Annotated in this window: 14 protein-coding genes; all 14 read right to left on the reverse strand. The window is 47.8% G+C overall.

Annotated elements, in window-relative coordinates; all coding sequences use genetic code 11:
* Positions 1-12: 12 nt before the first annotated feature.
* Complete coding sequence (locus QMD53_01020; GenBank protein ID MDI6799259.1) at positions 13-849, reverse strand: PHP domain-containing protein; 837 nt, start codon at positions 847-849, stop codon at positions 13-15.
* A 15-nt stretch (positions 850-864) separates the two neighbouring features.
* On the reverse strand, positions 865-1,971 hold the full coding sequence (locus tag QMD53_01025; GenBank protein MDI6799260.1) for an ATP-binding protein: 1,107 nt from the start codon (positions 1,969-1,971) through the stop codon (positions 865-867).
* A gap of 24 nt (positions 1,972-1,995) precedes the next feature.
* Positions 1,996-3,534, reverse strand: coding sequence for a ribonuclease Y (rny, locus tag QMD53_01030; protein MDI6799261.1), 1,539 nt, complete (start codon positions 3,532-3,534; stop codon positions 1,996-1,998).
* A gap of 275 nt (positions 3,535-3,809) precedes the next feature.
* On the reverse strand, positions 3,810-4,289 hold the full coding sequence (locus QMD53_01035; protein ID MDI6799262.1) for a regulatory protein RecX: 480 nt from the start codon (positions 4,287-4,289) through the stop codon (positions 3,810-3,812).
* Positions 4,290-4,295: 6 nt separating this feature from the next.
* Positions 4,296-5,327 carry a recombinase RecA gene (gene recA, locus QMD53_01040; GenBank protein ID MDI6799263.1) on the reverse strand — a complete coding sequence of 344 codons (1,032 nt, stop codon included), beginning with the start codon at positions 5,325-5,327 and terminating at the stop codon, positions 4,296-4,298.
* A gap of 39 nt (positions 5,328-5,366) precedes the next feature.
* Positions 5,367-5,933 (reverse strand): RNA 2',3'-cyclic phosphodiesterase, encoded by a 567-nt coding sequence (gene thpR / locus QMD53_01045; GenBank protein MDI6799264.1) that lies wholly within the window; start codon positions 5,931-5,933, stop codon positions 5,367-5,369.
* An 8-nt stretch (positions 5,934-5,941) separates the two neighbouring features.
* Entirely contained in the window at positions 5,942-7,177 is a 1,236-nt protein-coding gene (locus QMD53_01050) for a CinA family nicotinamide mononucleotide deamidase-related protein (GenBank protein MDI6799265.1), read from the reverse strand.
* Entirely contained in the window at positions 7,174-7,713 is a 540-nt protein-coding gene (gene pgsA / locus QMD53_01055; protein ID MDI6799266.1) for a CDP-diacylglycerol--glycerol-3-phosphate 3-phosphatidyltransferase, read from the reverse strand. Before pgsA ends, QMD53_01050 begins: the two co-directional genes overlap by 4 nt.
* A complete protein-coding gene (gene rimO, locus QMD53_01060; GenBank protein ID MDI6799267.1) occupies positions 7,713-9,041 on the reverse strand; it encodes a 30S ribosomal protein S12 methylthiotransferase RimO in 1,329 nt (442 codons plus the stop codon). Before rimO ends, pgsA begins: the two co-directional genes overlap by 1 nt.
* Positions 9,042-9,050: 9 nt before the next feature.
* Entirely contained in the window at positions 9,051-9,548 is a 498-nt protein-coding gene (locus QMD53_01065) for a YajQ family cyclic di-GMP-binding protein (protein ID MDI6799268.1), read from the reverse strand.
* A gap of 12 nt (positions 9,549-9,560) precedes the next feature.
* Complete coding sequence (locus QMD53_01070; GenBank protein MDI6799269.1) at positions 9,561-10,388, reverse strand: DUF4115 domain-containing protein; 828 nt, start codon at positions 10,386-10,388, stop codon at positions 9,561-9,563.
* A gap of 88 nt (positions 10,389-10,476) precedes the next feature.
* On the reverse strand, positions 10,477-12,627 hold the full coding sequence (locus QMD53_01075) for a DNA translocase FtsK 4TM domain-containing protein (GenBank protein ID MDI6799270.1): 2,151 nt from the start codon (positions 12,625-12,627) through the stop codon (positions 10,477-10,479).
* A 19-nt stretch (positions 12,628-12,646) separates the two neighbouring features.
* On the reverse strand, positions 12,647-13,453 hold the full coding sequence (gene uppP / locus QMD53_01080) for an undecaprenyl-diphosphatase UppP (protein ID MDI6799271.1): 807 nt from the start codon (positions 13,451-13,453) through the stop codon (positions 12,647-12,649).
* Positions 13,454-13,463: 10 nt separating this feature from the next.
* Complete coding sequence (locus tag QMD53_01085; protein MDI6799272.1) at positions 13,464-15,128, reverse strand: ribonuclease J; 1,665 nt, start codon at positions 15,126-15,128, stop codon at positions 13,464-13,466.
* Positions 15,129-15,144 lie beyond the last annotated feature (16 nt).

Consider the following 15,144-nt stretch of genomic DNA (forward strand, 5'->3'; position numbering starts at 1 on the left):
ACGATAAGCCTCCTAGGCTCGACCAGAAAACCTCTGACGCTGTTGCCACTCTTCTTTCAACTCAAAATAGAGTTCATCTGGAACCTCGATTGAGCCGAGCGAGAAATTCTTTGTTTCTCCGTGGTAATCCGAGCCACCAGTCTTCAAGATGCCAAGCTCGTCGGCAACCCTTCTATATTTTCCAACGTCAGCTTTTGTGTGTTCACTGTGATATATTTCAATTCCAGCAAGACCGACGTCAACAAAATCTGGTAGATCTTTATCTACTTTGGTTATGGCCGGATGGGCTAAGACGGGAAGGCCGCCGATATTGAGGACCATCTCTATGACCTCGGCAGGAGAGTATATGTACCTCTCAACATAGCAAGGAGCGTTTCTGCCGATGTACCTATCGAAAGCCTCTTGAATGGATGAGACATATCCCTTGGCCAGCATTACTCTGGATATATGAGCCCTGCCCCAAGATGATTCGTTGGTGACCACCTTGGACAAATCTTCGAGCGAAACATCCACCCCCCTCTTATTAAGGGCCTTTATCATTTTGATCGCCCGGTCTCTTCTCGTCCTCCTTAGAAGCTTGAGATGGGAAAGAAATGAGCGATCTCTGTGATCGATATAATAGCCGAGGATGTGAACGTCTCGTCCATTTAAGTCTGAGCTGAGCTCGATTGATGGCACTACGTCCAAACCGATTTTTGCCCCATAACTTAATGCCTCATCAACGGAATCGACACTATCGTGATCGGTTATAGCGACCGCCTTAAGCGAGGCTTGTTTGCACTTATCCAAGAGCGTCTTTGGACCATAAAAACCATCCGATGCGGTGGTATGAATGTGTAGATCTATCAACTTGCCAACCCCAAGCTATTCATCATCCTGGTCGATCAGCTCCAACACGAAGTTTAACCTATTCTTTTCCCTGCGGACCTTGGGGGTGCCAAGCGACTTTACAAAGTATTTTTCGGAGATACTCTCAAACTCCGCTTCAAGCGCCCGCGCCAGTTTGTCTAAATCATCCCTTTCTATATAACTAGCAAGATTTCTGTTGTTGAATAAAATTGTATCGGTTCCCAACTCGGGCAGCCTTCTTCTGTGCCTTTTGAAGAGAGAGGATCGAATATCGGACAAGGGCTCTATTTCGCCCGCAAAGACTCGGTGGATGTTTCGCAAGGAGACGCTTAAGCCGTAGGAGTTGAGAGCGGCGTCCATCAGGCTCTTTGAGTCTCCAATCATTCCAAGACATTGCCACAGGGGAAGCTCGCCCTTTGAGAAGGAGTCATAAAAGATTGACTCACCGCACTTTTGATGGGTCAGAAGATTTTGGCTCAAATCATAAATGGTGGCCAATATTTGCGACGCGGTTCCAAAAAAGAGGTTTATCTCTTGATGCTCCAGCGCAAACTCGATGACCGTCCTTGAGATATTGCGCGGGCCCTTGACCACTACAACTTGTCCATTTTTTAGCCGGGTTAAGGGTAGTGTGGATTGATCCTTCTTTTCGGGCAATTTCTTAATATCGTTAACCACCCTAAAGAAGGTGCCCCTGCCTAAACCTGAGGCCAGGATGTCAATTTCGCTTACATTGTTTCTGATCGAATAAAGGGCCATTCCACGGCCGTGAATACCGTACTTGTCCTCTACTATAGTATCCAGCTTCGAAGTGACCCTGGGCTCGAAGACGAGGTTTAAAAGATCAGGGGGGATACCGCAGCCGTCATCTATTATGACGAGTCTTCTTTCATTTCCCTCCCGGTTAGAGGAGATGAAGATGTTTTTGCTTCCCGAATCTCGAGAGTTCCTTATGAGCTCTATCACCACATCCTCGAAACAACGGATGTCATGTTTGGCCTGACGCTTCTCTGCTTCAGATACGTTGAGGCGGACAAAGCCGCTTCCCAAATCCTCCTCTATCTTGAAGCGGCCGTCTGCGGATACATCCTCTACAAACTCCAAAAGATCGTCGTCATTCACGAAAGTCGCCTCGCCATCAATAACCTATTTTGCGTACTCTATCGACCTTTGTTCCCTTATCACTGTGACCTTTATCTGGCCGGGATAATCCATTTCGGCCTCTATTTTTTTGGCCATATCTCTGGCTAATATCGAGACCTCGTCATCTTTGAGTTCTTCTGGTTTGACCATAACCCTAACCTCGCGGCCGGCCTGCATGACGAAGGTCTTCTCAACGCCTTTATAAGAATCTGCGATCTTCTCCAGATTTTCGAGCCTCTTTATGTAACTTTCCAAGGTCTCTCGCCTTGCGCCTGGCCTTGCCGCCGAAATCGCATCGGCCGACTGGACTAGGACCGCTTCGATGGTCTTTGGTTCGACGTCCAAATGGTGCGCCTCGATCGCATGACATATTGCAGGCGACTCTTGAAACCTCTTAACCAGATCGGCTCCAATGACGGCGTGCGAGCCCTCTACTTCATGATCGATTGCTTTACCTATATCGTGCAATAGGCCAGCCCTTTTTGCAAGTTTGATGTCAGAGCCAAGCTCAGCAGCCATTACCCCGGCAAGATGAGACACCTCTATCGAGTGGAGAAGGACGTTCTGTCCATAGCTTGTCCTATACTTAAGCCTTCCAAGAACTCGCACTAGTTCGGGATGCAGGTTTTGGACGTTGGTATCGAAGGCCGCCTGCTCTCCCCGTTCCCTAATCTCAGCCTCCACTTCTTGCTTGGCCTTCTCATACATCTCTTCTATCCTAGCAGGATGTATCCTTCCATCGGCGATCAGTTTTTCTAGGGCGATTCTTGCGATTTCACGCCTTACCGGATCGAAGCACGATAAAACCACAGCTTCTGGTGTATCATCGATGATTAGATTTACCCCAGAGACATTTTCAAAAGCGCGGATATTCCTTCCCTCCCGACCGATGATCCTTCCCTTCATCTCATCGCTTGGGAGTGCCACCGTAGAGACAGTGGTCTCGGCGACATGTTCGGCCGCGCAGCGCTGAATGGCAAGTGATACTATGTTTCTAGCCCTCTTAGACGATTCTTCCCTGGCTTCATTCTCTATTGTCTTAACCAAGACGGCCATATCGTGACGGGCTTCATCCTCTACCTTCTTGAGCAATAGGTCCTTGGCCTCTACTACAGTCATTTTAGCGACCTCTTGGAGGACCTCTTTCTGTTTACCTATTATTCCTTGCAGTTCCTCCTCGCTCTTCTCAAGCTTCTTTTTTGCCTCAAAAAGATTCTTCTCTTCGTGGGCCAAGTTTTCCCTTTTAACATCCAGAGCTTCTTCTTTTTGAACTAGCCTGCTTTCAATCTTTTGTATCTCAAGCCTACGATCTTTTGTTTCCTTTTCCGACTCCACCCTAAGAGAGTGAATGCTCTCTTTGGCCTCGAGCATCGCTTCTTTTTTGATGGTATCAGCCTCTTTGGCCGCATCGCTGATTATCCTCCTTGCTTCGGTTTCTGCGGAATCTATCTTCGTTTCAGCCAAATATCGCCTGATGAAATAACCTACTACGCCTGCCAGAGAGATTGTCAAGATCGCTGTAATAACATTGCCAGCTTGCATTGTCCGATCCTCCTTAAAATAAAATAAAATAAGCTGAGCATTGCTCAGCTTATAAATATTACTTAAATAAACTCAAAAACGCCTAACTTAAACCCCTGCGTTCATGAGGTCAATTTTTCTAAACTATATAGATACTTGGCCAGATGACCTTAAATCTATAGATAAAAAAATAATTTAAGTAAATTTAAAGCATAAGCAACTTTAATACATCTTTTTTCAGTTATGTAAAACAAAATCTAACTAATGATGAGTATACTATTTGAAAACGGGTTAGGTCAATCCGAGCCATGATCGAATTCGTAAATTTCTTTTGAGACTCTACTAGCCACTTCCAGTGAGAAGCCTCTTGAGATTAGGTAATCTCCCAGCCTCTTTCTTTGTCTGATCGGATCCTTGGCCGTTTTGTCGAATCGTTTAGCAAGAGAGGCTGCAAGAACCCCCTCCTCATCTGCCGAATAGAATTCATCAAGGCAACCATCAATCATCTCTCTTGATATGCCCTTTTTCGTCAACTCAAACCTTATCCGGTTGGGACCGACGGGCCGGCCACGCTTCTTAGACTCTATCCAATCACGACAAAATGTCCTATCGTCTACTAGGGCTGACCCTGCAAGTCTGACCAGAATATCAGATATGGTATCTTCATCGTGCCCCTTCTTTGCCAAATAGTCTGATATCTCTCTTCGGCTTCTATTCCTGAAAGATAGATATTTAAGAGCCTGACCCATTGGCTTGGACAGATTATCATTATCCAAAAGAGCCTACTCTTCTTCGACTAAGGATCCGGCTTCGGTCCCTACCTCTTTCTTGCCAATGCCCAACGACTCTTTTATCTTGGATTCGATTTCATCGGCGAGCGCTGGGTTGTCTTCGAGAAACTGTTTTGCGTTCTCGCGCCCTTGACCCAACCTCTCCTCGCCGTATGTGTACCAAGATCCACTCTTTCCGATTATGGCGGTCTCGACGCCCATATCAACGATACCGCCTTCTCTGGATATCCCCTTGCCATAGACGATATCGAATTCTGCCTGCCTAAAGGGTGGTGCAACTTTATTCTTGACTATCTTTGCCCTAACCCGGTTACCGACGACATCTACGCCCTGTTTGATCGACTCTACCTTGCGTATGTCTATCCTTACTGAGGAGTAGAACTTAAGTGCTCTACCGCCCGGAGTTACCTCTGGATTTCCAAACATGATGCCTATCTTCTCGCGAAGTTGATTGATGAATATCATGACCGTCTTCGATTTATTTATTGATCCTGAGAGTTTTCGCAAAGCTTGGGACATCAGTCTGGCCTGGAGTCCAACGTGAGAGTCGCCCATCTCCCCTTCTATTTCGGCTCTTGGAACCAGCGCTGCGACAGAATCGACGACTATTATGTCAATGGTGCCGCTTCTGATCAGCATCTCAGATATCTCAAGAGCCTGCTCCCCGGTATCAGGCTGAGATACGAGAAGATCCTCGACGTTTACGCCTAGATTCTTTGCATAATCGGAGTCAAGGACATGCTCGGCATCTATGAAGGCGGCCAAGCCCCCCATCTTTTGGGCTTCAGCAATTATCTGAAGGGCTAGCGTAGTTTTGCCCGATGATTCGGGGCCAAAGACCTCGATTATCCTACCCCTTGGAACGCCCCCAACGCCGAGCGCTATATCCAGGGCCAGCGAACCGGTTGGTATGGTTGAAAAGTTCAATTTGGTCGGCTGATCGCCCAATCTCATTATGGCACCCTTGCCGTATTTTCTCTCGATCTGCTCCCTGGTCAACTCCAAAACTTTATCCCGTTCCATACACCCTCCTCATGTCTGTTCGCTAAATCTTATACGAACCTATGTTCGATTGTCAATCGTCAATCCGACTTCAAATATTTTCTCATAAACGGGGCCGTTTGGCATCAATTTACTTTCATAAATATTTACCGATCGCACCGTTTCGGTCGCCCCGAGTCTATTTAGCGAGCTTGTCTTGGCTATAATCTGAGATAAATCGACTTTTTCCTTGGTGCGACAGATTGTAATGTGTGGTTTAAGTGGCGGTATATCTTCATCGTTTTTATGCGAGAGAGCCGCATTTATAATATCGCCTATTTTAATAAGCTCATCAAGTCCCTTATCGATTCCCATCCAAATGACGTGGACTCGCTTAGTGCTGGGAAAAGCTCCAAGACTCTTAAGCGATAGGTCAAAGACGGTCTGCCCCATCAAGACGGTTGAGAGCGCCTTAGAAATATCATCGACCTCACTTGGATTTATTTCGCCCAAGAATTTCAGGGTTATATGAAGGTTTTGATTTTTGACCCATCTGGCAGATGGTAGGCTTGGTAATAGCTTTTGCTTTAAATCCGCAAGATCATCCTTTAGACTATCTGGAAGATCCGCCCCAATGAATACCCGCATATGTCGAATCAGCCCCCAAGGAGAAAGTCTCTTAGCATCCTAAGGGCCGCCTCTGATGATTTGAGTCTTATCTCGCCTCGGCTGCCGGAAAAATGGTGCCTATCCGTTAAATAACCGTTAAGGTGCCAGAGGGCGATATCGACCGTGCCGACCGGTTTGTATTCGCTGCCTCCCGATGGTCCAGCGATACCGGTTACCGATAAACCGATATCTGAGGAGATGGCTTTGGCCACCCCCTTTGCCATATCCAACGCCACCTCTGGGCTTACGGCGCCAAGCTCTTCAATATGGCGCTTGGAGACCTTCAATACTCTCTCCTTTGCCTCATTAGCGTAGGAGACAACAGCGCCTAAAAAATATTTTGAACTCCCGGATACATCCGTAATCCTTTTTGAGATCAGGCCGCCCGTGCATGATTCGGCGACAGCTAGGGTGAGCTTCCTCGCTTCAAGAAGCATTCCAATCGACTCCTCCAAAGAGACCCCGTCGAAACCTATGAGGTGTTCGCCGAGCATTTCTTGAAGACGACGGGAGGCCTCGTCAAGGATCGTCCTTCCACCGTCGCCATCGGCCATAAGGGAGAGGTGTATCTCTACGCTCTCTGGATGAGGTATCAAGGAGATATCAAGCATGAACTCCTCTTCAAGTCCTCGTATCCTCTCTTCGACCTCTACTTCGTTTATTCCGCTCACTCTGGCCGTTTTAACCAAAAACCTCTTAGAAAGGGAGAACCTCTTCTCGATAAAGGGAATAACTTGGTCTTGAAGCATCTCTTTCATTTCCGAAGGAACTCCAGGCAGAGCTATTACTACCTTGCCATCTTTATCGATACAAAGACCGGGAGCAGTTCCAGTGCTTGGCAGGATAGGCTGAGCGCCTGGAAATATTTCGGCCTGTCTTTTGATGACCTCCTTGGTCTCCCTCCTCAAGAGGTTATACCGATCTTCAATTAACCCCAAGAGTTTGGGGTCAATCTTAAGGTCTTCGCCAAAGTAGTGGGCGAGTGCTTCCCTGGTCAAATCATCCATGGTTGGGCCCAGCCCGCCTGTTATTATGAGAAGATCGCTCGATTTTAGAGATACCCCAATCTCATCTTCGATTACATCCAAGGAATCCGATACTATCGATACCTTATTCACCACCAGCCCCATCTTTGCTAAGCTTAAGGCTATCTCCCTTGAGTTGGTATCGACGGCAAGCCCTTTGGTGAGCTCGCTTCCGATTATAAGAATGTTGAATTTCAAAGTCCCTCGCTCTCCTCATTAAGCCAGATATCTCGAGTCTTTAAAAAATAGTCTATTCCGGAAAATACCGTAAGGGAGAGGGCAAGAGCCATTGATGCGTTTGCCAGGTGAGTATTTGGAAAGATTATCCAAAAAATTACCGCAATTATTTGGCTTACCGTCTTCACTTTGCCCCAGATGCTGGCCTCGATAACTCTCTTTTCGGCTATGGCCATTATCCTTAGACCTGAGACTGCGAACTCGCGAGCTATTATGGTCATTGCTATCCACGAAGATATTAGACTCAGCTCAACCAGGGAGATAAGAGCCGCAGAGATCAATAGCTTATCGGCCAAGGGATCGAGAAATTTTCCAAAGATGGTGACCATATTTTTTGAGCGAGCCACATACCCGTCGAGACCATCAGTGGCAGCCGCTATGACAAAAATAGAGACGGCAACAAAGTTGCCGTATTTGAGCGGAGAGAGCAAAAAGGCCATGAATGCAGGGATTAAGAGTATCCTAATGATGGTTATCCGGTTCGCTATATTTGCCATCAACGACTCCTCTCTGCGATCAGGTCGTGGGCAAGTGCGCCGGTAATTTTGGCCCAGGCAAATTGGCCGGGCGCTATCTCTCCTTTGCGTGATGTGATTTTGACCATGCCGTCCACCTCTGGAGCCTGGTGTCTGCTCGTTCCCCAGATTCCTCCTTCAAGATAATCTGCCCCGGTCAAAACCTCTATCCTTTTACCAATAAATGCATCGTTCTTTCGAAAAGATATTTCATCTTGAAGGGTAACAAGCTGATGGTAACGCTCCTCTTTGACCCTTTCTGAAACCTTTGGTAGAAGGGTAGACGCCTTTGTCCCCTCTTCCGGCGAATACTTGAAGAAACCGGCATGGTCGAACTCAGCCTCTTTCAAAAAGCGAACCATCTCTTCAAAATCCTTCTTCGTCTCCGATGGAAATCCCGTAATGAATGACGACCTTATGCTGACATCGGGCAATGCGCCTCTTACCCTCTTAATTATACCCATATTCGTCTTAAAAGAGCCGCCCCTACCCATAATTTTTAGGATCCTTTCGTTAGCATGTTGAAAGGGGAGATCTATGTAAGGGCAGATCTTATCGCTCGCCGCCATGGCATGTAGAATCTCGCCCGTCAAATTGAAGGGTTGAAGATAGAGAAGCCTGATTCGAAAATCTCCTTTTATCTCTGCGAGCCTCATCAAGAGCTCGGGCAAGGTAGGGCTGCCATAAAGATCGGTCCCGTAGAGAGCCAGATCCTGAGCAACCAAAATCAACTCTTTAACCCCGGAATCGAGCAAAAATTCTGCTTCGGCTTCGAGATTTTCGATTGGAATGCTCTTATAGGGCCCCTTTATCGATGGAATGGCGCAATAGGAACAGCCCGTATCGCAGCCATCTGCGATCTTGAGATAGGCATAGGGTAAATCCGGTCTTTTTCGAACGGAAGGGGTGGGTGGTTTTTTTGGTAGCGAGGTCGGCTCGATGACCCTGTCGCCATCTGTAAAATCAAATAATTTGTTGGGTAAATCAAGAACATTATGGGTGCCAAGGATTATATCTATCTCGGGTATCTCGTCTGCGAGCTCTTGGCCATAGCGTTGGCTCAAGCAGCCCGTAAGAACCAAAACACTACAACTGCCTTCAGTTTTTTGCCGGGCCAATTCAAAAATTGCCTCTATGGACTCCTCTTTGGCGCTTTGAATAAAACCGCAACTATTTAAGATCAAGATATCGGCATCCTCGAAGGCATCGGACGGGATGTACCCCTTTTCCAACAGGAGGCCCGATAGATGATCGGAATCGCACTCGTTTTTTGGACAACCCAGAGTAAGGATGGCAAATTTCTGATTCAAGGCTGCCGCCTACCTGTAGTTGGTAAATTGGAGAGGTATATTAAGATCGTATTCCTTAAGAAGTGAGATAACCTCCTGCAGTTCGTCTTTGCTCTTACCGGTAACCCTCAGCTTGTCACCATCTATGGTCACTTTGACCTTTATCTTACTATCTTTGATGAGCTTATTAATGTCTTTGGCCTGATCTTTCGAGACGCCCTGAACCACATCTATCTTCTGTCTTACCCGGCCTCCTGCTGCGGGCTCGACCGCGCCCAATGAGAGTGCCTTTAGGGAAATGCCCCTCTTTATTACCTTGGTATTCAATACATCAATGACGCTCTTTAAGGTAAAGTCGTTCTCCGACTCAATGAATATTCTGCTTTCACCCTTATTTAAGGTCAGACTGCTCCTGCTCTTTTTTAGATCGTACCTGTTCTCAATCTCCTTGGTCGCTTGATTTACAGCGTTATCGATCTCTTGTAGATCGACCTCGGAGACGATATCAAATGAAGATTCCTTAGACATTTCTGATCACCGTCATTTAGTAAAAGTCTTCTCTTCTAGCCCTATTCCGAGCTTTCCGATGTCTACGCCGTCCTTCTTGATCAAGACCAATTCACCGTTACCGCTTCTGATCTTGGCGTTTAGCTTAGCTTCCCAGAGTTTGGAGGCTCCTTTTTCCATAACATCCTCATAGACCACTTCACCATCTAGGGTTACTTTGAGCCACACTCGCTCAACGGCCTGAACCTCTATGTTAAAGCCGGCGGCCGGAAGGGCGCCTTCTTCGCCGAGACTCTCATCTACGACGGTCTCTTCCTCTGGAGTTTCAAGACTCTCCCGATCTTCTATATTGAATGACTTCGATGAAGTTTCTCTTGTAATATCAGCCGTATCACCATTTCTATTTCCAGCGAAAAAACGGGTGACAATATAGAGAGATATCAAAATTGCCCCAATAACCAGAATTACAAGAGCCGCCCTTCTTTTGAAATAGACTCCCTTTTCGGAGGTCCTTCTTCTCATCCTCGTTTCACGCTGATCAACATGACGCCTCTCCTCCGCGTGAGGCCTTTCGTAGTGCTCCTCGGTCTCGTGTTCGTGCTCGTGGTCATCATACGGCAGGATCTCTTCCCCTTGACTTTTGCTATACATCTCCATTATTTGCTTGGGATCGATACCGAGGGTTCTCGCGTAAACGCGGATGAATCCCCTTGCATAGACGGGGCCGGGCAAAACTGAGTAATCATCATTCTCGATGGCCTGAAGATAGCGGACCCTTATCTTGGTGCTTTTTTCAATATCTTTGAGGCTCAGGTTTAATGACTGGCGCCTATTTCTAAAAATTTGCCCTATTGATTGCATAAATCCTTTGCTTCCTTTTTAAGATTCCTTTGCATTAGTTAATTCACCAAAGAGACCCTTTGTCCTTGTTTTTTAGGCTGCTTCATCTTCATTTATCTCCTTTGAGTCTCTCCAAATCGTCTTCAGTAAACAAAACAGGGCGGGGACGGCTTCCCTCGGTGACTCCGACTATCCCCTTCTCCTCCAAAATATCCATCAGGCGAGCCGCTCTGGTATAGCCGATCCTAAGGCGTCTCTGAAGCATCGAGACCGAGGCCATTCCGGTTGAGACGACTAGCTCCAGGGCATCGTCGAATAGATCATCATCGTAATCATCCAGAGCAAACTTGGATTTCTGCCTTTTTAGTATTTCCGACTTGTAGTCTGGCTTTGCCTGTCCTTTGACGAAATTGGTCACTAACTCGACCTCCTCCTCGGTAACGAAGGCGCACTGAAGCCTTTTTAGCCTATGGGTTTTTGGCGACAAGAAGAGCATGTCGCCCTTGCCGACCAGTTTCTCAGCTCCTGGGGAATCGAGTATAACCCTGGAATCTATTTGAGAGGAGACGGCAAAGGCAATCCTCGAGGTGATGTTAGCTTTGATGAGTCCGGTTATGACATCGACCGAGGGCCGCTGAGTTGCGATTATGAGATGAATGCCGACTGCCCTTGCAAGTTGGGCCAACCGGCAGATCGAATCCTCCACCTCGCCGGGAGCGACCATCATAAGATCGGCCAACTCGTCCACGACGATAACGATATAGGGCATGAAGTCCTCAAACCTACTCTCTTTGGCCAGGTAGGCGTTGTAGCCATCAATGTTTCTCGTGCCGGCATCGGCCAATAGATCCAGACGACTCTCCATCTCCTTGACCGTCCAGAGAAGGGCCGAGGACGCCTCTTTGGGGTTGACGACGACGGGAGTGATGAGATGGGGCAAACCATCATACAAATTTAGCTCTATTCTTTTCGGATCGATGAGAATCATCTTTAACTGGTTGGGTTTGGCTCTCATCAAAAACGAGATCAAAATATCGTTTATGCAGACGCTCTTACCGCTTCCGGTCGCTCCAGCAATCATCAAGTGGGGCATGTCGGCAAGATCGGCTATGATCGATTGGCCAGCTATATCCTTGCCAAGACCCAGTTGGAGTACGCTCCCGGTTGCAAACTCCTCGCTCGAAAGGATGTCGCCGATGGTTACAAGCTCCCTCTGCTTGTTTGGAACCTCGATACCAATGGCCGATTTCCCTGGAATTGGGGCAAGTATTCTTATATCGGATGTGGCCAGAGCAAGCGCTATGTCATCCGATAGGTTGAGGATGCGGTTGACCTTGACCCCGGAAGCCAACTGTATCTCATAGCGGGTTACAGTCGGCCCCTTGGTCACTTTATCTATCCTGGCATCGACGTCGAAGTTCTTTAAGACCTGCTCCAAGATGACGAGGTTTGCTTGAACATCCCTCTTGTGCTCCTGACTCCTAGGGACAGACAGTTTTAAGAGCGAAAGGGGCGGCAGCTCATAATCTGCAAACTCTCCGCCATGTGTGTCCATTTTAATCTGAATCGTATTTTTTGCGGCCGCCTCACTCGATTTCTGCCGGACGGTCCTTGTGGTAAACTCCGCTTCGAGCACCTCGTCATCGAATCCGCTGATGATCTCGCCTTGATCGTTAATGAGCCTGGTTTTATTATTTAACGTTTCTCTCTCTTTTATCCCTTTCCCGACGTGAAACAGCCTGTTGAGTCCACCTCTTATGATGACAAACAGCTCACTTACCATAAATCCCGTCGAGATCAATATGCCGATGCTAAGCGCAGCCAAGAAAGCGACGTAAGAGCCGATGTTTCCGATCAGAAAGCGAGAAGCATAGACCAAGACGCCGCCAAGATAGCCGCCGTAGGAGTCTATCTGCGAGGCTAGGAGTTCTTCGCCGTATGGGGTGCCGAGATGAATCAGGGCGATCAGACTCAAGAATGAGATGGTGAGACCAATTGAGACCATCTCTCTGCGAAGATCGGCCCAGTCGGTTACGAATAGAAGGCCGGCAAAGAATAGAAAGAAGGGAAAGATATATCGTCCAATTCCGATAAAATCTTTTAAAAAGTCACTCACCAGCCTGCCGAGTACTCCATTGTCCGAGGCGAACAGACCCAAAAAGATTATTATCGAAAGGGCGAATAGGGCAATCCCGTATATCTCGTTTGGTCCGCCCTTAACCTTGGAGCTCTTGCGGGGGCCGCTTTTCTTGTCGGTCAATTTATAACTCCTGTGTGCTTCAGATCGCTTTGGAAAGCAAAAAGAGGGCTCCGGCCATTATGCAATAGTATGAAAAGACATAAAGCCCCCTGCTCTTTAAGAAGCTTAATAAGAATTTAATACAAAGGTATCCACTTAGCAACGCGGAGGCAAAGCCAAAAGCGAGAAGTGAGATCTGTCCGGGGATAAATAATTTTAAAAAATCGGGAATCTTGCTTGCGGCCGCCCCTAAAATTATCGGGATGGAGAGCAAAAAGGAAAACCTTGCAGAGGAGGTCCGGTCCAGCCCGAGAAAGAGCCCGGTTGATATGGTCGCCCCCGAACGGGATATGCCGGGGGCGACCGCAAGACCTTGGGCGAGACCGATTAAGATGGAGTCTTTAGCCTGCATGCTGGTTAGACCTCTCTCTCTCTTGCCCAGCCTTTCAGCGAAGGAGAGGGTGACTCCTGTCAGAATGAGCAGAACCGAAACCGAGATTGGGCTCGCAAAGAGTCTTTCGAAAAAATCGTTGAACAAGATGGCTATGATGACTGTTGGGATGGTTGAAACCACTATCAAAAAGGAGAGTCTAAACCCCGCATCTTTCCTGTTATTTTTATCAAAAATCCCCCTGAAAAAGGATTGGATGAGGATTGGAAGATCATCCCTAAAATAGACCAAGACGGCAAGCAGACTTCCAAGGTGAAGCATGACATCAAAGGCTAGGCTGGGCTGGGGCCAACCCAAAACCTCAGGCAGGATCACCAAGTGAGCGGAGCTGCTTATGGGCACAAATTCGGTAACGCCTTGAACGACTCCCAAAATTATCGCTTGAAGTATGCTCAAATTATCCCACTCAGCCTTCTGTGATGAAGGGTACGACCATCGGCCGTCTCTTCGTCTTGGAATAGAGAAACTGCATCATCCTCTTCTTTATGACGCTATTTATGGAGCTCATATCGATCACTCCTTCAAGCCTCGCTTCCTCCAAGATCTCGGCCACAAGCTCTATCGACTCATCGATCAATTCTTTGGCCTCCTTGACGTAAACGAAGCCCCGTGAAATTACTTCGGGTCCGATTTTTGTCTCACCGGAAGCCGGGTCGATTGCCGCGAGGACGATGAATATCCCGTCGCTTGATAGTATCTGGCGATCGCGCAGTACGACGTCCCCGATATCACCGACCCCAAGGCCGTCAACGAAGACCTCTCCTACTTCGATGCTCCCGCTTATCCCGGCTCCCTCCTCATTGAGTTCGAGTATGTCGCCATCCTCGCAAAGAAATATATTCTCCCTCGGTATTCCGACCGAAACAGCGAGATCGGCGTGGTGTTTGAGATGGCGGTATTCGCCATGGATCGGAACAAAGAATCTCGGTTTGACCAGGTTCATCAAAATCTTTAGTTCCTCTTGAGCCGGGTGGCCGGAAGCGTGGACTCCGGATATCTGCTCATAATAGACATCGGCTCCATAGCGGAAGATCTGGTTTATTATCCTTGTTATCGCCCTCTCATTTCCCGGGATGGGAGATGCCGAGACAACAACTGTGTCGGTATCAGCAAGCTTCACCCTTTTATGCTCCTTCGCTGCGATTCTGGAGAGGGCTGAGAGCGGTTCGCCCTGGCTTCCCGTACAGAGGACGACCATCTTAGATGGATGAAAATTATTTATCTCACCTATATCAACCAGAGAGCCGGATGGTATTTCCAAGTAACCCGTTTCCGAAGCGATCTTAACGTTGTTTATGATGCTCCGCCCAGAAACGGCAACCCTCCTGCCAGAGGCTTTGGCCGCATCGAAGATCTGTTGTATACGATGAAGATGGGAGGCGAAGGTGGCAACGATTATCCTGTTCTCGGCCTCCTCGAATATCTTCAACAAATTGGCGCCGATCATCTTTTCGGGAGAGGTATAGCCCGGCACCTCGGCGTTGGTGCTGTCGGATAGTAGCAACAGGACATCTTTATCTTTTAAGCAAGCTAGCTTATCAAGCTCGGTCGTCCGGCCATCGACCGGAGTCTGATCCAGCTTGAAGTCACCGGTATGGACGATGTAGCCGAGCGACGTCCCGATGATGATTCCGACCCCATCCGGGATGCTATGGCAGACGCTGAAGAAGCTTAGATCGAAATTGCCAAGTTTCAGCGTTGAGTCTGAGGAGATCTCAAATAGATCCGCTTCAATATCGTACTCTTTGAGTTTCTCCTTTATCAGCCCGAGGGTTAGCTTAGTGCCGTAGACTCTCGCGCCAACCTCCCTCAAGAGGTAAGGCAACGCTCCCGTGTGATCCTCATGACCATGAGTAATTATTATGCCCTTTAGGCGCTCTTGATTCTTGACGACGTAGGAATAGTCCGGAAGGACTATGTCTATGCCGAGCAGCTCTTCTCCAGGGAACTTGAGTCCGGCATCTATTAATATCATCCCCTCTTCGTCTTCGACGACCATCATATTTTTTCCGATCTCTCCAAGGCCGCCAAGGGGAATGACCCTTAAGGTATTCTTCTTTTTCTCATTCACTTATCTTTCCTCTTTA

It is taken from the genome of Actinomycetota bacterium, from assembly GCA_030017835.1.
Lineage (GTDB): Bacteria > Actinomycetota > Aquicultoria > UBA3085 > Oleimmundimicrobiaceae > Yes70-04.